The following is a 19,392-nucleotide window of genomic DNA, read 5'->3' as shown; positions in this document are numbered from 1 at the left end:
AATTTCATAGTCAGGTGGCATTAGCGAAGAGGTCACACCCGTTCCCATCCCGAACACGGCAGTTAAGCTCTTCAGCGCCGATGGTAGTTGGGGGTTTCCCCCTGTGAGAGCAGGACGCCGCCTGGCATGTTAAGACAACTTGTGTTCATAAGTTGTCTTTTTTGCATATAAAATAAGCAAATAAATTGCAATGACCAAGCTATTGCCCTTATAATTATCATCAAATATAGTCAAAGTCAAGGTGGGGAACAGAATGAGAAACGTTTCTGATATTATTGAACAGTATTTGAAACAAGTACTCGAGCATAGCGAAAGCGAAATCGTTGAAATTAAAAGAAACGAAATTGCAGAAAAGTTCCAGTGTGTTCCTTCTCAAATCAATTACGTTATTAACACACGTTTCACCATAGAACGAGGTTATCTTGTTGAAAGTAAACGAGGTGGTGGTGGATATATACGTATTATAAAAGTAACCGTGAGAGAACAAAGTGATTTAATTGATCAACTCTTAGCACTAGTTGGAACGCGATTGTCTCAATCCAATGGAGAACATTTTATTTATCGTCTTCTAGAAGAAGAGGTAATTTCCACACGCGAGGCGAAATTAATGATAAATGTTATGAACCGCTCCGTGTTGCACATTGAATTACCTGATCGTGATGAACTACGAGCGCGTATGATGAAATCATTTCTTTTATCTCTTAAATATCAGTAGGGCGGTGAAAAATTTGATCTGTCAAGAATGTCATGAACGGCCAGCGGCGCTTCAATTTACGAAAACCGTAAATGGAGAAAAAACAGAAGTCTATTTTTGTGAGAAGTGTGCCCATGAAAAGGGAGAATATTTATTTGGCGGACATCCTGCATTTTCTCTTAATAATTTGCTTAGTGGATTATTTAGTTCGGAACCTCTTTTTTCATCTAATGCTACGTCTCATCATGAAGATGCACAATGTGAGAAATGCCATATGACGTTTCAGCAATTTTTACAAACCGGCAAATTTGGTTGTGCACAGTGTTATACGACGTTTGATTCCAAGCTTACGCCTATTTTAAAACGCCTTCATGGTGGTAATACTAGACATCAAGGGAAAATACCAAAAAGAATGGGCGGCGCACTCCATTTGCAAAAAGAGTTGCAACTGCTGCGTGAAAAATTGAATGAAATGATTACTAATGAGCATTTTGAACAAGCGGCAGATGTTCGTGATCAAATAAGAGCTGTAGAGCATAAGTTGTCAGGTGAAGGGGATGGGGTGTAATATGTCGTTGGAACGCTTTATTAATCAGCAGACGAGTTCCTGGATGAGCGGGGGTGGGCCGTATTCTGATGTTGTACTTAGTACACGTGTAAGGCTTGCCCGCAATTTTAGCGATGTATGCTTTTCAACTGTTTTTCAGTTTGATGATGCAAAACAGATTGTGGAACAAATAAACATAGCTACTGCCAAAAAATTGTCTCTTGAACTGCTCAAGATGGAGGAGCTATCACCGCTTCAAAAAAGAGTACTAGTTGAAAAACATTTGATTAGCCCTCTTTTGGCAGAATCTTCACTATATGGTGCAGCACTTATTTCAGAGCAGGAAGACATCAGTATTATGGTAAATGAAGAAGATCATCTTCGGATTCAGTGTCTTTCATCCGGTTTACAGCTAAAGGAGACACTAGATCAAGCAAATCAGATTGATGACATCATTGAAGAAAGTATTCAATACGCATTCGATGAAAAAAGAGGATATTTAACAGCCTGTCCAACAAATGTTGGAACGGGTCTTCGAGCATCGGTAATGATTCATTTGCCAGGACTTGTACTGACCCGACAAATGAACCGAATTATCCCAGCGATTAGTCAGCTCGGTCTAGTTGTTAGAGGAATTTATGGGGAAGGTAGCGAAGCTTTAGGAAACATCTTTCAAATTTCAAATCAGTTAACACTTGGCAAATCGGAAGCGGATATTATTAATGATTTAGGCAGTGTTGTGCATGAATTGATGACGAGAGAACAATCAGCACGCGAGGCGTTAGTGAAGACCTCTCATATTCAACTAGAAGATCGTATTTTCAGATCGTTTGGCGTTTTATCGAATTGCCGCATGATTGAAACGAAAGAAGCATTTCAATGTTTATCTGATGTTAGATTAGGGATTGATTTAGGGTATATTCAACATATATCCAAAAGTATTTTAAATGAATTAATGATATTAATGCAGCCTGGTTTTTTACAGCAATATGCGGGTGGCCCACTGCGGGCGGAAGAGCGCGATATCCGGCGGGCGGCCCTCATAAGAGAACGCTTAACGATGGAAGAAACTAATTAATATAAGGGGGAAATGAATATGATGTTTGGTCGTTTTACGGAGAGAGCTCAAAAAGTATTGGCACTGGCACAGGAAGAAGCCATCCGACTAGGTCATGGCAATATTGGTACGGAACATATTTTACTTGGTCTCGTTCGTGAAGGAGAAGGCATTGCAGCGAAAGCCCTTTATGGTTTAGGTCTCAGTGCTGAAAAAATTCAGGAAGAAGTAGAGGAGTTAATTGGAAAGGGAGATGGAGCTTCAAAAACGGTTCATTATACGCCGCGTGCGAAAAAAGTAATTGAGCTGTCAATGGATGAAGCTCGTAAACTTGGCCATTCTTACGTAGGTACAGAGCACATTTTGCTTGGTTTGATCCGTGAAGGGGAAGGTGTAGCTGCACGTGTACTTGGAAATCTCGGCGTGAGCTTAAATAAGGCTCGTCAGCAAGTACTTCAACTACTTGGAAGCAGTGAATCAGGCGGTTCGCAAGGTGGTCAGGCGTCGAATGTAAGTACGCCAACACTAGATGGTCTAGCACGTGATTTAACTGTTATTGCTCGTGAAGGGAGTCTTGATCCGGTTATTGGACGCGGCAAAGAAATTCAACGTGTCATTGAAGTCCTAAGTCGCCGAACGAAAAATAATCCAGTCTTGATTGGTGAACCGGGTGTTGGTAAAACAGCTATTGCAGAAGGACTTGCCCAACAAATTATTAATAATGAAGTGCCGGAAACGCTGCGTGGTAAACGTGTAATGACGCTTGATATGGGGACAGTTGTTGCAGGAACAAAATACCGTGGAGAATTTGAAGATCGTTTGAAAAAAGTGATGGATGAAATTCGCCAAGCAGGCAACATTATTTTGTTCATTGATGAGTTGCATACATTAATTGGTGCAGGGGGTGCAGAAGGGGCGATTGATGCATCGAACATTTTGAAACCATCTCTTGCACGGGGAGAATTGCAGTGTATTGGTGCAACAACGCTCGATGAATACCGGAAGTATATTGAGAAAGATGCAGCCCTTGAGCGCCGATTCCAGCCGATTCAAGTGGATGAGCCGACAATTGATGAATCCATTCAAATTTTAAATGGATTGCGTGACCGTTATGAAGCACATCATCGTGTTGCGATTCTTGATGAAGCAATTGACGCAGCAGTGAAAATGTCGGATCGTTACATTTCCGACCGATTCTTACCGGATAAAGCAATTGATTTAATTGATGAAGCAGGTTCAAAGGTTCGTCTTCGTTCATTTACAACGCCTCCTAACTTGAAAGAACTTGAGGTAAGGCTTGAGGCACTCAAAAATGAAAAAGATTCGGCCGTTCAAGGTCAAGAATTTGAAAAAGCAGCTTCTTTACGCGATGCAGAGCAAAAATTGCGTGAAGAGCTCGAGCAGACGAAAAACAGCTGGAAAGAAAAGCAGGGAACGGAAAACAGCGAAGTAACGATGGAAGATATCGCGATGGTCGTATCGAGCTGGACAGGGATTCCCGTTTCTAAATTGGCGCAGACGGAAACAGATCGCCTGTTGAATTTGGAAGACATTCTTCACTCTCGTTTAATCGGTCAGGAAGAAGCGGTTACGTCGATTTCGAAAGCCGTTCGCCGCGCACGTGCAGGCTTGAAAGATCCGAAGCGTCCGATTGGTTCGTTTATTTTCCTCGGTCCAACAGGTGTCGGGAAAACAGAACTCGCTAAATCACTCGCTGAATCGATGTTTGGCGATGAAGATGCGATGATCCGTATTGATATGTCTGAGTACATGGAGAAGCATTCGACATCACGTCTTGTCGGTTCGCCTCCAGGCTATGTGGGGTATGAAGAAGGCGGTCAGTTAACGGAAAAAATTCGCCGCAAGCCGTATTCAGTCGTCTTACTTGATGAAATTGAAAAAGCACATCCGGATGTGTTCAATATTTTACTTCAAGTTCTTGAGGACGGCCGCTTAACCGATTCGAAAGGCCGCACAGTTGATTTCCGTAATACGGTCATTATTATGACATCTAATGTCGGTGCGCAGTCATTGAAAACAAATAAATATGTGGGCTTTAACATTCAAGACGCGACGCAAGATTTTAAAGATATGAAAGGAAAAGTGATGGAGGAACTAAAACGCGCTTTCCGTCCGGAGTTTCTAAACCGTATCGATGAAATTATTGTCTTCCACGCACTTGAAAAGAAACATTTGAAAGAAATTGTGACATTGATGGCAGATCAGTTGACGAAGCGATTGAAAGAACAGGATATTATCGTTGAATTGACAGAGAAGGCAAAAGAAAAAATTGCTGATGAAGGATACGATCCAGAGTATGGTGCACGTCCGTTGCGCCGAGCACTACAAAAACAAGTAGAAGACCGGCTTTCAGAAGAGTTACTAAAAGGCAATGTCTTAACAGGCCAGCAGGTGACAGTCGACGTTGATGAAAAAGGCGAATTCATGGTTCGCACAGCAGCCGGCTCCGTGTTGTAAATTTTTATGCAGCGGGTCTATATAGACCCGCTGTTTTTCATTTGAAAGGAGAAACTTATTTTGGCTAAAAAGAAAACGAAGTTCGTTTGTGGTTCATGCGGATATGAATCTGCAAAATGGATGGGGAAATGCCCCGGCTGCGGCGAGTGGAATCAGATGGTGGAAGAAACGGCAATTACGGGGACACCGAAACGGACATTTATGCACACAGAGACAATGATGGCTAAACCATCGCGTCTCATTGATGTGGAGACTGCACAGGAACCGCGCGTTGAAACAGGATTGAAAGAATTTAACCGTGTGCTCGGCGGTGGTGTCGTTCCAGGTTCGCTTGTCTTAATTGGGGGTGATCCAGGAATAGGAAAGTCGACACTTCTTTTGCAAGTTTCTTCTCAACTTTCATCCAAAGGGAGCAATGTATTGTATATCTCAGGTGAAGAGTCGGTGAAACAGACGAAAATGCGTGCGTCGAGAATGAACATAAATAATGAAAGTCTGTATATATATGCAGAAACAAACTTGCAGCTTATTCATTCAGCGATTGAAGAAATGAAGCCAGAGTTTGTCATTATTGATTCCATTCAAACGATTCATCATCCAGAAGTGACATCGGCACCTGGAAGTGTCTCACAAGTGCGTGAATGTACTGCTGAACTGATGCGAATTGCAAAAATGAATGGTATTGCCATTTTTATCGTTGGTCATGTGACGAAAGAAGGCTCGATTGCCGGGCCTCGTTTACTCGAGCACATGGTGGATACAGTGTTGTACTTTGAAGGAGAACGCCATCATACATACCGTATTTTGCGAGCGGTAAAAAACCGGTTCGGTTCCACGAATGAGATGGGTATTTTTGAAATGAAAGAGATCGGTCTAGAAGAAGTGGCAAATCCTTCGGAAATTTTTCTTGAAGAAAGGACTCAGGGGACATCGGGTTCTACAGTTGTCGCATCGATGGAAGGGACAAGGCCTGTACTTGTTGAAATACAAGCGCTTATTGCTCCGACTGTATTTGGCAATCCGAGACGAATGGCAACAGGAATGGATCATAACCGGGTAACACTGATTATGGCTGTTCTTGAAAAACGGGTCGGATTACTGTTACAAAATCAAGATGCGTATTTAAAGGTAGCGGGTGGTGTAAAGTTGGATGAGCCGGCGATCGACCTTGCCATTGCCGTCAGTATTGCTTCAAGCTTCCGTGACGAACCGACCGGTGCTACTGATTGTGTAATCGGTGAAGTTGGACTGACGGGTGAAGTACGTCGTGTATCGCGTATTGAACAGCGTGTAAACGAAGCGGCAAAATTAGGTTTTACGCGCCTTGTCATCCCGGCAAATAATATTGGCGGATGGAAAGTTCCAACTGGCTTAGAAATTGTCGGTGTATCGACGGTTAATGAAGCATTAAAAATCATTTTTCAAAAATAAAAAATGGAACTAAATGCGTTTCAGTTGCGTAATAATAGCGCGGGGCTCCAAACGTGTTTATAATAAAAAGAATAGGGAGGTGAAATAAACATGTTAAAGCGCCTTGTACAGGGTGGATTCATCATTTTAGGTGCTACGCTTGGCATATTTCTCATTTCGGACTTATTCCATTATTTTCATTTTGATTATCCAATTATTAATAATCCCTACATCACTGCATTCTTAGGTGCGCTAATTTTTTATTTGCTGACGTTTTGGGCAGTGGATTATATTGTGGAATTTATTAAATGGATTGAAGACCGCATTGTTAATGCACCGCTTACGGATATTTTAATGGGTGGTCTTGGTCTAGTACTTGGTTTGCTTGTTGCTATTTTAGTTGGTATTCCGCTCGCACGGCTTGAATTGCCAATTGTCAATACTGTTGTACCGATCCTTCTAACAATTGCTCTTGGTTATCTCGGTATTCAATTTGGTTTTAAACGCCGTGATGAATTAACCTCATTTTTTTCATCCAATAGAGGGCTGAAACGAAAAGAGGTCCAGTCTGAAGAAGTATTGCCTATACTCCCGCCTAAGTCTTTTAAAATTTTGGATACGAGTGTGATTATTGACGGTCGGATTGCTGATATTTGCGATACGGGGTTTTTAGACGGTACCATTGTCATTCCCCAATTTGTTCTCGAAGAATTACAGCATATTGCTGATTCATCTGATACTCTAAAGAGAACGAAAGGACGCCGCGGGCTTGATATTTTGAACCGAATGCAAAAGGAAATCCCAATTGATGTTGAAATGACTGAAAAAGATTATGAAGACGTTCATGAAGTAGATTCCAAACTTGTTAAACTCGCAAAAGACATTGGGGGTATTGTCGTTACAAACGATTTCAATTTAAACAAAGTTTGTGAATTTCAAAAAGTACCAGTGTTAAATATTAACGATCTTGCAAACGCAGTAAAGCCAGTAGTCATTCCAGGAGAAGAAATGCATGTGCTTGTCATTAAAGATGGAAAAGAACAACGCCAGGGCGTTGCTTATCTCGATGATGGCACGATGATCGTTGTAGAAGACGGCCGTGACTTTATTGGAAAACAAATCGATGTCGTTGTCACGAGCGTTTTACAAACATCTGCTGGACGGATGATTTTTGCAAAACCAAAACATGCATAAGGGTAAAAAGGAAAGGGTATGAACGAATGAACTACTTTGTCGTGATTCCGGCTGCCGGAAAAGGAAAACGCATGAAGGCCGGCCGCAATAAATTACTGCTCGAACTCGAAGGAAAGCCTGTTATTATTCATACGCTTGCTGTATTTGAAGCAGATCCTTCATGTGAAGGAATTGTGTTGTCTATTGATCCAGACGAGCGATTCGAATTTGAGCAGCTTCTTTTGGCATATAATATACAAAAAGTATACGCATTGGCGGCAGGCGGCCAGGAACGTCAGCATAGTGTATATAGCGGCTTAAAAATGCTTCCGCCGGAAACAGACATCGTGCTCGTTCATGATGGTGCGAGACCATTTATCACGCTAGAAACAATTAAAAGACTCGTTGAAAGTGCAAGCAATACAGGGGCAGCGATTGCAGCAGTTCCGGTAAAGGATACAATTAAACAAGCGGAAGGTGAAACGGTGTTACAGACAGTTGATCGGTCTAATTTATGGTCGGTTCAGACACCGCAGGCATTCCGGACGGCTGTTTTAGTGTCTGCACAGCAAAAAGCGCAAGAAGAACAGCTTCTTGGCACAGATGAGTCGTCGCTTGTCGAACGAACCGGCTACCCGGTTCAAATTGTTGAAAGCGATTATGATAATATTAAATTGACGACACCGGAGGATTTATATTTTGCCCGGGCGATTATTGCGAAAAGAAACGAAAGTCAGGTGTAATCATTTATGTTTCGAATTGGACAAGGATTTGATGTTCATCAACTAACAGAAGGACGCCCGCTTATTATAGGTGGTGTTACGATTCCATATGAAAAAGGGCTGATTGGTCATTCGGATGCGGATGTGCTTTTACATACAGTGGCAGATGCATGTCTTGGTGCCGTGGGAGAAGGCGACATTGGCCGCCACTTTCCAGACACAGATGAAGCCTTTAAAGATGCCGATTCAGCAAAGTTGCTTGAACACGTATGGGAGATAGTAAAAGAAAAAGGCTATAAACTCGGTAACATTGACTGCACGATCATTGCACAAAAGCCAAAAATGGCTCCATACATTGGCGATATGCAGAGGCGTATTGCGGAACTATTAGAAGCGGATGCAAGTCAGGTAAATGTGAAAGCAACGACCACCGAAAAGCTCGGATTTCCGGGACGTGGAGAGGGTATTGCATCACAAGCTACCGTCCTTTTACTAAAAAACTAAGCATAAAACAGCATTGGAGGGTACATAATTATGACAAATGAAGTACGAGTTCGGTATGCGCCGAGTCCAACTGGACATCTTCATATTGGTAACGCACGGACAGCACTTTTTAATTATTTATATGCACGTAACCTTGGTGGGAAATTTATTATTCGTATTGAGGACACAGATCAAAAGCGGAATATTGAAGGTGGAGAAGAAAGCCAGCTTCAATATTTAAAATGGCTTGGCATTGATTGGGATGAAGGCCCGGACGAAGGTGGCGATTATGGTCCATATCGCCAGTCAGAACGTAATGATTTATACAAAAAATATTACGAGCAGCTGTTAGAAGAGGGAAAAGCATATAAATGCTACTGCACAACAGAAGAACTTGAAGCGGAGCGGGAAGCGCAGCAAGAGCGTAATGAAATTGCTGGATATTCGGGGAGATGCCGGCATCTGACGAAAGAAGAGAAAACAGTACTCGAAGCCGAGGGCAGACATCCAAGCATTCGGTTCCTAGTTCCTGAAGAGGAAACGATAGCCTTTGACGATATGGTGAAAGGGCACGTCTCATTTGATTCAGATGGCATTGGAGGCGATTTTGTCATTGTCAAGCAAGATGGGACACCAACATACAATTTTGCCGTCGCCATCGACGATCATTTAATGAAAATGACACACGTTCTGCGTGGAGATGATCACATTTCTAATACCCCAAAACAACTTTTAATTTACAAATCACTGGGCTTTGAACCGCCTGTTTTCGGTCATATGACATTAATAGTTAACGAAAACCGGAAAAAGCTAAGCAAGCGTGACGAATCAATTATTCAGTTTATTGAACAATACAAGGAGCTTGGCTATTTACCAGAAGCTCTTTTGAATTTTATTACATTGTTAGGCTGGTCGCCAAAAGAGGAAGAAGAAATCTTTACGAAAGAACAAATTATTAACGGTTTTGATGCAGCCCGACTTTCAAAATCACCAGCCTTTTTTGATAAGCAAAAGCTTCTTTGGATGAACAATCAGTACATGAAAGAACAATCAATTGAGCGTGTGGTTGAACTAGCACGGCCCCATCTTATTAAAGAGGGGTTGATTGGAAAAGAGCTGTCTCCAGAACAAGAAGAATGGGTAACAAGTTTGATTGCGCTGTATCAAGAAAAAATGAGCTTCGGTGCAGAAATTGTTCAACTATCTGATTTGTTTTTCAAAGAAAGCGTTTCGTATGAAGACGAGGCGAAAGAAGTACTTTCTGAAGAGCAGGTGCCGGAAGTGCTTCGTTTATTTGCTGAAAAGGTGTCAGCACTTGAACCATTTGAAGCAGATGAGGTGAAAAGAGCAATGAAAGACGTTCAAAAAGAAACAGGCTATAAAGGAAAAAAACTTTTCATGCCGATTCGTGCAGCAGTAACCGGCCAAACACATGGACCGGATTTGCCAAAGGCAATTGAACTGCTCGGAAAAGAAAAAATTTTAAAAAGGCTAAATGCCGTTCTTGATTAAACGAAAGGTCCGTATATAATAGAGTATATATACAAAAAAACGTTGAAGAGGAAAAGTATGCAACAGATGCCTTTCAGAGAGAACCGTCACCTGGCTGAGAGCGGTTTAGGCCTGTCTGTCTGCAGAAGTGCCCCTCTGAGTCCGCCGCTGAACATATGAGTAAGCGGCGGCGGGTCTAACCCGTTAACAAGTAAAGTTGGGAAAATGGCTATGCTGTTTTTCAAACAGAGTGGAACCGCGTTTTCATACGTCTCTGTCTTTCAGAGGCGTTTTTTGTATGTCTGGAATTGTTATTTTAAGAGGAGGGGCAAAATTGTTTAAAGTGCTAAAAGAAGATGTTGATATCATCTTTGAACAAGATCCTGCCGCACGAAGCTATCTAGAAGTCATTTTAACGTATTCAGGTTTGCACGCAATATGGTCTCACCGTCTTGCACACGGTTTTTATAAGCGTAAATTTTATTTTATTGCCCGGGTTATTTCGCAAATTAGCCGTTTCTTTACAGGGATTGAAATTCATCCAGGTGCCCGTATTGGACGCAGACTGTTTATTGATCATGGTATGGGTGTTGTCATTGGTGAAACATGTGAAATTGGGGATAACGTGACACTTTATCAAGGGGTGACACTCGGTGGAACTGGAAAAGAAAAAGGAAAGCGTCATCCAACGGTAAAAGACGGTGCTTTGATAGCCACAGGTGCAAAAGTACTCGGTTCGATCACTGTTGGGGAAGACGCGAGAATTGGTGCTGGTTCTGTTGTGCTGAAAGATGTGCCGCCAAATTCGACAGTTGTCGGTATCCCAGGCCGTATTGTTGTCCAAAATGGACGGAAAGTAGAAAAGGATTTAAATCACCGCAATCTTCCGGATCCAGTGGCAGACCGCTTGCAGAGCATGGAAAAGGAAATTGCCCGCTTGAAAAAAGAATTGGATGAAACGAGGAAAGGGGATTACGAGCGATGCCCGTGATGATGTATAACACTCTTACACGAAAAAAAGAAGAATTTATCCCGATTGAAGAGGGAAAAGTGAAAATGTATGTATGCGGTCCGACAGTATACAATTATATTCATATTGGTAATGCACGCCCAGCTATTGTGTTTGATACAGTCCGCCGCTACCTGCAATACCGCGGATATGATGTGCATTACGTCTCCAACTTTACAGATGTGGATGATAAATTAATTCACGCTGCCAATGAACTAGGTGAAGAAGTGCCTGTTATTGCAGACCGGTTTATTAAAGCTTACTTTGAAGATACACAGGCATTAGGGTGCCAAAAAGCAGACACTCACCCGCGCGTAACCGAAAACATTGAGTTAATTATTGAATTTATTGAACAGCTCGTTCAAAAAGGATTTGCTTATGAATCAGGCGGTGATGTATATTATCGTACACGCCGATTTGACGGCTATGGTAAATTGTCACATCAATCAATTGATGAGTTGAAAGTGGGCGCTCGAATTGGGGCCGGCGAAAAGAAGGACGATGCCCTTGACTTTGTTTTATGGAAAACAGCGAAGGAAGGTGAGGTATCATGGGAAAGTCCATGGGGGGCCGGACGACCAGGCTGGCATATTGAATGCTCAGCGATGGCCCGCAAATATCTCGGGGATTCGATTGACATCCATGCTGGAGGACAAGATTTGGCTTTTCCGCATCATGAAAATGAAATTGCTCAGTCGGAAGCATTGACAGGCAAACCGTTTGCCCGCTATTGGCTTCATAATGGCTATATCAATATAGATAATGAGAAAATGTCAAAATCACTTGGGAATTTTGTACTTGTTCATGACATTATTAAAGAGATCGATCCGAAAGTACTGCGTTTTTTCATGTTATCGGTTCAGTATCGTCATCCAATAAACTACAATAAAGAGTTACTTGACAGTGCCGCTGCTTCATTAGAACGGATAAAGACTGCATATGAAAATGTAAAACATCGTAAACAGTCCAGCACCAATTTAACAGAAAATGACGATCAATGGCTTGAAAGAATCCAAACTCACCATGACCGCTTTCTCGCTGAAATGGACGACGACTTTAATACAGCGAATGCGATTTCCGTTTTATTTGACCTATCGAAAGACGCAAATCTGTACTTGCTTGAATCGCATACGTCTACAACAGTCATCGATTCTTTTTTGTCCAAATATACTGATATGCTTTCTGTGCTCGGTCTTTCCATTCAAAGCGAGCAGCTTCTTGATGAAGAGATTGAAGATTTGATCGAACAACGCACCCAGGCTCGGAAAGACCGTAACTTTGCGCGTGCCGATGAAATTCGAGAACAATTAAAAGAGTTAAACATTATTTTGGAAGATACAGCGCAGGGCATCCGTTGGAGACGAGGATAATGAAACAATTGAGGAAACCATTAAAAGAGGCACAGCAACTGAATGGGCTGGCGCTTGCATATATGGGTGATGCGGTGTATGAAGTATATGTACGGAAATTTTTGCTGGAGTCGGGCCGTGTGAAGCCAAATGATCTTCATCGTGCTTCGACACGCTACGTCTCTGCTAAAGCACAATCAGCACAGCTTCATCGTTTACGTGAAAGTAATTTTTTAACAGAAGCAGAAGTGACCATTGTGAAACGCGGTCGTAATGCAAAGTCCGGACATGTACCGAAAAATACCGATATACAGACGTACAATCATAGTACAGCTTTTGAAGCATTAATCGGATTTTTATTTTTAACTGGTCAGCTTGAGCGGATGGAAGAAGTGATTTACAACATTTTAAACGACAGCGATGAAAAAGGGAGTGCGAACGCATGACGCAGGAACAAGAATGGATCGCTGGCCGAAACCCTGTACTAGAAGCATTACGGTCGGGCCGCGATATTAATAAGTTATGGGTGCAAGAAGGAGCTCAAAAAGGCTCGATGCAGCAAATTTTAAACAAAGCAAAAGAAGCAGGTATTCCGGTGCAGCTCGTGCCGAAAAGAAAAATTGAACAAGTTGTTCCCGAAAATCACCAAGGTGTTGCAGCATCTGTTGCAGCATACCAATATGCAGAAATTGATGATTTGTTTGCGAAAGCAAACGAAAGCGATGAACCACCTTTTTTTCTGTTGCTTGATGAACTAGAAGACCCGCATAATCTCGGCTCGATTATGAGAACAGCTGATGCAGTCGGCGCACATGGGATTATTATTCCAAAACGCCGATCAGTAGGCTTAACGGCAACAGCAGCGAAAGCTTCAACCGGTGCAATTGAATATATCCCTGTTGTCCGCGTCACAAATTTAGTCCGAACAATGGAAGAGTTGAAAGAGCGAGGGATATGGATTGCGGGAACAGATGCTGCCGGTGCGGAAGATTACCGACGGTTTGATGGCACGATGCCGCTTTGTCTTGTCATCGGCAGTGAAGGCCGAGGTGTTAGCCGTCTCGTAAAAGAGAAATGCGATTTTTTAATTCAACTGCCGATGAGCGGACATGTTACATCACTGAATGCATCTGTTGCCGCTTCTCTCCTCATGTATGAAGTGTATCGGAAGCGTCATCCATTGGGAACGTAACGATGGATATCTTACTCGTAGACGGTTATAACATGATTGGTGCTTGGCCGGAACTACGCCAATTAAAAGATACGGACTTTGCCGGTGCCCGTGATCGCCTTGTTGAACTGATGGCAGAATATCAAGGGGTACACGGCTGCCGTGTTATTGTTGTCTTCGATGCTCATTTTGTTAAAGGGACAGAAAAAAAGTATCATAATTCAAAAGTGGAAGTCATTTTCACTCGGGAAAATGAAACTGCAGATGAACGAATTGAAAAGCTGGCCATTGAGCTTAATAATATTCGCGATCAAGTGAGTGTTGCCACGTCCGACTATACAGAGCAGTGGGCTGTATTCGGGCAAGGGGCTCTCCGCATATCGGCACGTGAACTTTTAACAGAACTGAACATGATGCAAAAGTCAATCGGGAAAAAAATGGATAAGATTAGCCGTTACAAGCCACAGGCACGCATACCGCTCAGCAAGGAGCAAACAGAAATTTTTGAGATGTGGCGCCGCGGCGGTAAAATGAATGATTGACGTATAAAAAAAGCGTACTGTATAATATTCCTGACTATGCTTGACAAGCGGAGGGGGATGTATAAGCTTGAACCGTTCGATAAGTATAAGTGTGACGATGGATTCGCTGAACGATGAGCAGTTAGTGGAACTTGTACACAACGGCAACAGCGATGCCCTCGATTATTTAATTCATAAGTATCGGAACTTTGTTAAAGCAAAAGCACGCTCTTATTTTTTAATTGGTGCGGACAAAGAAGATATTGTACAAGAAGGCATGATTGGTTTGTACAAAGCGGTTCGTGATTATAAAGGGGACAAGCTCAGTACATTTAAAGCGTTTGCAGAGTTATGTATTACCCGGCAAATTATTACGGCCATTAAAACTGCTACGCGACAAAAACATATTCCGCTCAATTCTTATATTTCCCTCGATAAACCTATTTATGATGAAGAGTCAGAACGTACGCTAATGGATGTGCTAACTGGGGTTAAGGTAACAGACCCAGAAGAATTAATGATTAACCGCGAACAATTTACCAGCATAGAAGGAAAAGTAAATGAATTGCTAAGCGATCTTGAACGGCAAGTGCTTGCCTTGTATTTGGATGGTCGTTCGTACCAGGAAATAGCAGAAGAATTAAACCGTCACGTGAAATCGATTGATAACGCATTGCAGCGCGTCAAGCGGAAATTAGAGCGATATCTTGAATTTAAAGAGATGAGCAATGAATGAAAACTTGACGGAATAAGGCTTTTAATGGTACGTTTTAAGAATTGAAATGGTAAGGTGGTTTAAATGGCGAAAAAAGTGCCGCTTGAATGTAAAGACTGCGGATCACGAAACTATTCGACGACTGTTAGCAATGTCACCGAACGCCTAGAAATAAAAAAATTTTGCGGTGTCTGCAAAAAGCATACTGTTCATAAACAGGCGAAGTAACACCGGCGCATTTCATTTTGGAGGTTTTCAGTAAATGTCACGCATTACACAATTTTTCCGTAACGTGCGCTCTGAAATGGGCAAGGTCAGCTGGCCGAAAAGGAAAGAGTTAACAACGTATACAATTACTGTTGTGGCAACTGTTATATTTCTTGCTCTCTTTTTTGCAGTGGTCGATCTAGGCATTTCATGGGTTATCCGGCTAATCTAATATCGCGATAAGCTTTCTGGAAAAATATTTGAATACACATTGTTTTTCCGTGCTATAATGAAATCACATAAAGAAACGAAAAAACCCGTTAAACGGGTTTTTTCATTTGCTTTAAATGAAAAGGAGGGAAGGACAAAAGTCCCTTTCTATGGAAAAAAATTGGTATGTCGTACACACATATTCGGGGTATGAGAATAAAGTAAAAGCGAATCTTGAAAAACGTGTTGAATCTATGGGTATGCAAGATAAAATCTTCCGTGTGATCGTACCAGAAGAAGAACAGACAGATATTAAAAACGGCAAAACAAAAGTGACGAAGAGAAAAGTATTCCCTGGCTATGTACTCGTTGAAATTGTGATGACGGATGATTCATGGTATGTTGTGCGAAACACACCTGGGGTAACTGGATTTGTCGGATCATCAGGCCACGGTTCTAAACCAACCGCTCTGTTGCCGGATGAAGTGACATCGATCTTAAAGCAAATGGGTATGGATGAACGCCGCCGTGATGCTGAATTTGAGCTGGGTGAAACGGTGGTTGTAAAAGAAGGTCCATTTGCAGATTTTGAAGGAACAGTTGAAGAGATTGATCAGGACAAAGGGAAATTAAAAGTACATGTTAATATGTTTGGTCGTGAAACACCAGTTGAACTTGATTTTGATCAAGTAAACAAATTAACCTAAAAAAACGGCTTGAAATATTTTGTGAAAAGTGGTACTATTTCTTAGGTCAGTACGTCTAGTACTGTGAAGACTCATTTTATAATCGTCTTTATTTAAATAAAGATAGACAGAGTGGGAGGGGCAAAGCCCCATGTACCACATCACGGACTTAAGGAGGTGTGTCTCGTGGCTAAAAAAGTTATTAAAGTCGTAAAACTGCAAATTCCTGCAGGTAAGGCAAACCCTGCGCCGCCGGTTGGTCCGGCACTCGGTCAAGCTGGTGTTAACATTATGGGATTCTGTAAGGAATTCAATGCACGCACAGCAGATCAAGCAGGATTGATCATTCCGGTTGAAATTTCGGTTTTTGAAGACCGTTCATTTACATTCATCACAAAAACTCCGCCTGCAGCTGTTCTGCTTAAAAAAGCAGCCGGCATTGAATCAGGATCTGGAGAACCAAACCGCAATAAAGTTGCAACGGTTAAACGTGATAAAGTGCGTGAAATTGCTGAAACAAAAATGCCTGATTTAAATGCTGCTAATGTTGAATCAGCTATGCGTATGGTTGAAGGAACTGCTCGCAGTATGGGTATTGTGATTGAAGATTAATTAGCTGTCTGTTTTTGGGGGGGTTGCGATGTGAAGAAGATATCACTTCACACGCAACCTTTATTCGTGGGAGGTAAATCCGTTAAAACCACATAAGGAGGAAATAATCATGACTAAACATGGCAAGAAATTCCAGGAGGCGGCCAAACTTGTTGACCGCACAAAACAATATTCAGTAGAAGAAGCAATTGAACTTGTAAAGAAAACAAGTACAGTTAAATTTGACGCAACGGTTGAAGCTGCATTTCGTCTAGGCATTGATCCGAAAAAAGCAGATCAGCAAATTCGTGGCGCGCTTGTACTTCCAAATGGAACTGGTAAAACCCAACGCGTTCTTGTATTTGCCAAAGGTGAAAAGGTGAAAGAAGCAGAAGCAGCAGGTGCAGACTATGTTGGAGACAGCGAGTATATTACAAAAATTCAGCAAGGCTGGTTTGAATTTGATGTAATCGTTGCAACACCTGATATGATGGGTGAAGTTGGTAAACTTGGCCGGGTACTCGGACCGAAAGGTTTAATGCCGAATCCAAAAACAGGTACGGTTACATTTGATCTTGAAAAAGCACTTCAAGAAATCAAAGCTGGTAAAGTTGAATATCGTGCTGATAAAGCCGGTAATGTTCATGTTCCAGTAGGTAAAGTATCTTTCGACAATGAAAAATTAGTTGAAAACTTCGGGGCTATTTTTGATACAATGCAGAAAGTTAAGCCTTCAGCAGCAAAAGGTGTTTACATGAAGAACGTATCTATTACATCAACAATGGGTCCTGGTGTAAAAATCGATCCTTCATCAGTAGTTCAAACAAAAAATTAAGTTGACAATAATCGATTTATTTAGTAAAATAAATCTCGTTGTAAACATATATGTACATTTGTACCGTAGACAGCAGGGGCACATTGCTTAAACATCCTGCCGAGGACATGCGAAATAGATAGTGTGACAATTTTGTCCGCTTTTCGTGCCTCCATGTCTTACGGGACATGGAGGTTTTTACGTTTCCCGTGACGGTATTAAATTGTGGACAAAATCGTCCGTACAAATTCTACAGGAGGTGTAGCAGATGAGCAGCATTATTGAGAAAAAACAAGCAATTGTCGATGAAATTGCTGGAAAACTTCAAAGCAGCCCATCGACCATCATCGTTGACTATCGAGGTCTTTCCGTGGCTCAAGTGACGGAACTTCGTAAGCAGCTTCGCGATGCAGGCGTTGAGTTCAAAGTTTACAAAAACTCAATGACTCGCCGTGCAGCTGAATCAGCAAGTATTACTGGTCTTGAAGAGTTCCTTACAGGCCCTAATGCTATCGCATTCGGCAGTGATGATGTGGTCGCTCCAGCTAAAATTTTAAATGATTTCGCGAAAACAAACGAAGCACTTGAAATTAAAGCTGGTGTACTTGAAGGCAACTTTGTTTCGGCTGAAGAAGTTAAAGCACTTGCAGAACTTCCTTCGCGTGAAGGTCTTCTATCTATGGTACTCAGCGTTCTTCAAGCACCGGTTCGCAACTTCGCTCTTGCAGCGAAAGCAGTGGCCGATCAAAAAGAAGAGCAAGGCGCGTAAGTTAAAAGAATACAAGAGGCCACGTTTAGATGTGACAAGAGTAAAAAGGCTGGCATTAGCATAGACAGCTTGAACTTTGGGCATCTGAGGGCCTCAAGAACTAGATTTGAATAAAAAATTATATTTAAAACAATACTAAGGAGGAAATACAAAATGTCTAAAGAGCAAATCATTGAAGCAATCAAAGAAATGTCCGTTCTTGAACTGAACGACCTAGTAAAAGCAATCGAAGAAGAATTTGGCGTAACAGCTGCAGCGCCAGTTGCAGCAGCAGGTGCTGCTGGTGGTGCTGTTGCAGCTGAGCAAACTGAATTTGATCTTATTCTTGCAGCAGCAGGAGACCAAAAAATTAAAGTTATCAAAGCTGTTCGTGAAATCACAGGCCTTGGCTTGAAAGAAGCGAAAGAACTAGTTGATAATACGCCTAAAGCAATCAAAGAAGGCATAGCAAAAGAAGAAGCTGAAGAACTTAAAGCGAAACTTGAAGAAGTTGGCGCTTCTGTAGAAGTGAAGTAATTTTTTGATACAATGATACAAAAGTCCGCTGGAAGCAGCGGGCTTTTGTTTATTGAAGGGAGAAATTTCTTTGGGTGACCATTATTTTTCCAAAAACCCGGACAGTCAACACCGTCCGCAGCAATTTACATATACGTTGCGGGGGAAACAATATACGTTTCATACAGACGCGGGTGTCTTTTCAAAATCGGAAGTAGACTTTGGTTCAAGACTGCTTATTGAGACATTTGAATGGCCGGAAATAGAAGGGCCGATTCTTGATGTTGGATGTGGATACGGACCGATAGGTATTTCGCTTTCTGCTGAGCAGCCGAACCGTATTATTCATATGATCGATGTAAATGATCGAGCGTTAGCACTTGCACGTAAAAATGCACAGCTTAACCAGGTTGGGAACGTCAAAATCTATGAAAGTGACCGTCTGCAAAATGTGGATGAAGAGGGGTTTGCAGCTGTATTAACCAATCCGCCGATTCGCGCAGGTAAACAGACTGTATTAGACATTTTACAAAATGGTTTTGCAAAACTCGCAGAAGGCGGCGAAATATGGGTTGTCATTCAAAAAAAACAAGGCGCTCTATCTGCGATAAAAGAATTAGAGAGAATAGCTGGTTCGTGTGACACAGTTGCCAAATCAAAGGGCTATTTTATTTTGCGGGCTAAAAAATAATTGACCCCTAAAAAACCGTATGCTATTATTGTAAAATGCCAATATAATAATTGTGCCCGTTTGTCAATGGAATATTTTTTGCTGGAATGGGAACAATAACAACAAAATA

General features: G+C 41.9%; 23 protein-coding genes, 1 rRNA gene and 2 other annotated features. All 24 genes read left to right on the top strand.

What is annotated here, in order from left to right; translation table 11 throughout:
- Positions 1-10: 10 nt before the first annotated feature.
- The 24 genes from rrf (at position 11) to ACZYRN_RS17875 (ending at position 19,283) form a co-directional block, all read left to right on the top strand.
- Positions 11-126, top strand: a 5S ribosomal RNA gene (rrf, locus tag ACZYRN_RS17990).
- 127 nt (positions 127-253) lie between these two features.
- Complete coding sequence (locus ACZYRN_RS17985) at positions 254-715, top strand: CtsR family transcriptional regulator (RefSeq protein WP_488912979.1); 462 nt, start codon at positions 254-256, stop codon at positions 713-715.
- Positions 716-728: 13 nt separating this feature from the next.
- Positions 729-1,262: a protein-arginine kinase activator protein McsA gene (gene mcsA, locus ACZYRN_RS17980; RefSeq protein WP_488912978.1), complete on the top strand. Its 534-nt coding sequence runs from the start codon at positions 729-731 to the stop codon at positions 1,260-1,262.
- 1 nt (position 1,263) lies between these two features.
- Positions 1,264-2,319, top strand: a complete 1,056-nt coding sequence (mcsB, locus tag ACZYRN_RS17975; protein WP_488912977.1) for a protein-arginine kinase McsB — start codon at positions 1,264-1,266, stop codon at positions 2,317-2,319.
- A gap of 18 nt (positions 2,320-2,337) precedes the next feature.
- Positions 2,338-4,776: an ATP-dependent protease ATP-binding subunit ClpC gene (gene clpC, locus ACZYRN_RS17970; RefSeq protein WP_488912976.1), complete on the top strand. Its 2,439-nt coding sequence runs from the start codon at positions 2,338-2,340 to the stop codon at positions 4,774-4,776.
- Between the two features lie 60 nt (positions 4,777-4,836).
- Positions 4,837-6,207: a DNA repair protein RadA gene (gene radA, locus ACZYRN_RS17965; RefSeq protein WP_488912975.1), complete on the top strand. Its 1,371-nt coding sequence runs from the start codon at positions 4,837-4,839 to the stop codon at positions 6,205-6,207.
- Between the two features lie 90 nt (positions 6,208-6,297).
- On the top strand, positions 6,298-7,380 hold the full coding sequence (locus tag ACZYRN_RS17960) for a PIN/TRAM domain-containing protein (protein ID WP_488912974.1): 1,083 nt from the start codon (positions 6,298-6,300) through the stop codon (positions 7,378-7,380).
- 26 nt (positions 7,381-7,406) lie between these two features.
- The gene (gene ispD, locus ACZYRN_RS17955; protein ID WP_488912973.1) at positions 7,407-8,102 is read left to right on the top strand and encodes a 2-C-methyl-D-erythritol 4-phosphate cytidylyltransferase; all 696 of its coding nucleotides are present in this window, start codon (positions 7,407-7,409) and stop codon (positions 8,100-8,102) included.
- 6 nt (positions 8,103-8,108) lie between these two features.
- Positions 8,109-8,585, top strand: coding sequence for a 2-C-methyl-D-erythritol 2,4-cyclodiphosphate synthase (gene ispF, locus ACZYRN_RS17950; RefSeq protein ID WP_488912972.1), 477 nt, complete (start codon positions 8,109-8,111; stop codon positions 8,583-8,585).
- Between the two features lie 30 nt (positions 8,586-8,615).
- Positions 8,616-10,076, top strand: a complete 1,461-nt coding sequence (gene gltX / locus ACZYRN_RS17945; protein WP_488912971.1) for a glutamate--tRNA ligase — start codon at positions 8,616-8,618, stop codon at positions 10,074-10,076.
- A 33-nt stretch (positions 10,077-10,109) separates the two neighbouring features.
- Positions 10,110-10,334, top strand: a binding site (T-box leader).
- 55 nt (positions 10,335-10,389) lie between these two features.
- Complete coding sequence (gene cysE, locus ACZYRN_RS17940) at positions 10,390-11,046, top strand: serine O-acetyltransferase (RefSeq protein WP_488912970.1); 657 nt, start codon at positions 10,390-10,392, stop codon at positions 11,044-11,046.
- Complete coding sequence (gene cysS / locus ACZYRN_RS17935) at positions 11,037-12,434, top strand: cysteine--tRNA ligase (RefSeq protein WP_488912969.1); 1,398 nt, start codon at positions 11,037-11,039, stop codon at positions 12,432-12,434. Before cysE ends, cysS begins: the two co-directional genes overlap by 10 nt.
- The gene (locus tag ACZYRN_RS17930; protein WP_488912968.1) at positions 12,434-12,859 is read left to right on the top strand and encodes a Mini-ribonuclease 3; all 426 of its coding nucleotides are present in this window, start codon (positions 12,434-12,436) and stop codon (positions 12,857-12,859) included. Before cysS ends, ACZYRN_RS17930 begins: the two co-directional genes overlap by 1 nt.
- The gene (rlmB, locus tag ACZYRN_RS17925; RefSeq protein ID WP_488912967.1) at positions 12,856-13,605 is read left to right on the top strand and encodes a 23S rRNA (guanosine(2251)-2'-O)-methyltransferase RlmB; all 750 of its coding nucleotides are present in this window, start codon (positions 12,856-12,858) and stop codon (positions 13,603-13,605) included. The genes ACZYRN_RS17930 and rlmB overlap by 4 nt, the downstream gene beginning before the upstream one ends.
- Before the next feature lie 2 nt (positions 13,606-13,607).
- Positions 13,608-14,126: an NYN domain-containing protein gene (locus ACZYRN_RS17920; RefSeq protein ID WP_488912966.1), complete on the top strand. Its 519-nt coding sequence runs from the start codon at positions 13,608-13,610 to the stop codon at positions 14,124-14,126.
- A gap of 97 nt (positions 14,127-14,223) precedes the next feature.
- A complete protein-coding gene (sigH, locus tag ACZYRN_RS17915; RefSeq protein WP_488912981.1) occupies positions 14,224-14,841 on the top strand; it encodes an RNA polymerase sporulation sigma factor SigH in 618 nt (205 codons plus the stop codon).
- 63 nt (positions 14,842-14,904) lie between these two features.
- Positions 14,905-15,048, top strand: coding sequence for a 50S ribosomal protein L33 (rpmG, locus tag ACZYRN_RS17910; RefSeq protein ID WP_488912965.1), 144 nt, complete (start codon positions 14,905-14,907; stop codon positions 15,046-15,048).
- 34 nt (positions 15,049-15,082) lie between these two features.
- Positions 15,083-15,259, top strand: a complete 177-nt coding sequence (secE, locus tag ACZYRN_RS17905; RefSeq protein WP_488912964.1) for a preprotein translocase subunit SecE — start codon at positions 15,083-15,085, stop codon at positions 15,257-15,259.
- Between the two features lie 148 nt (positions 15,260-15,407).
- The gene (nusG, locus tag ACZYRN_RS17900; protein WP_488912963.1) at positions 15,408-15,944 is read left to right on the top strand and encodes a transcription termination/antitermination protein NusG; all 537 of its coding nucleotides are present in this window, start codon (positions 15,408-15,410) and stop codon (positions 15,942-15,944) included.
- A gap of 165 nt (positions 15,945-16,109) precedes the next feature.
- Positions 16,110-16,535 (top strand): 50S ribosomal protein L11, encoded by a 426-nt coding sequence (gene rplK, locus ACZYRN_RS17895; protein ID WP_018395143.1) that lies wholly within the window; start codon positions 16,110-16,112, stop codon positions 16,533-16,535.
- Between the two features lie 109 nt (positions 16,536-16,644).
- A complete protein-coding gene (rplA, locus tag ACZYRN_RS17890; RefSeq protein ID WP_488912962.1) occupies positions 16,645-17,349 on the top strand; it encodes a 50S ribosomal protein L1 in 705 nt (234 codons plus the stop codon).
- A 45-nt stretch (positions 17,350-17,394) separates the two neighbouring features.
- Positions 17,395-17,538, top strand: a sequence feature (ribosomal protein L10 leader region).
- Positions 17,539-17,596: 58 nt separating this feature from the next.
- Positions 17,597-18,097, top strand: a complete 501-nt coding sequence (gene rplJ, locus ACZYRN_RS17885) for a 50S ribosomal protein L10 (RefSeq protein WP_488912961.1) — start codon at positions 17,597-17,599, stop codon at positions 18,095-18,097.
- A 153-nt stretch (positions 18,098-18,250) separates the two neighbouring features.
- Positions 18,251-18,613: a 50S ribosomal protein L7/L12 gene (rplL, locus tag ACZYRN_RS17880; protein WP_488912960.1), complete on the top strand. Its 363-nt coding sequence runs from the start codon at positions 18,251-18,253 to the stop codon at positions 18,611-18,613.
- 70 nt (positions 18,614-18,683) lie between these two features.
- Positions 18,684-19,283 (top strand): class I SAM-dependent methyltransferase, encoded by a 600-nt coding sequence (locus ACZYRN_RS17875; RefSeq protein WP_488912959.1) that lies wholly within the window; start codon positions 18,684-18,686, stop codon positions 19,281-19,283.
- Positions 19,284-19,392: the final 109 nt, after the last annotated feature.

Source organism: Domibacillus sp. F004 (assembly GCF_057814295.1).
The sequence above is the reverse complement of the archived record's forward strand: the minus strand, read 5'-3'. Positions and strand labels throughout refer to the sequence as shown.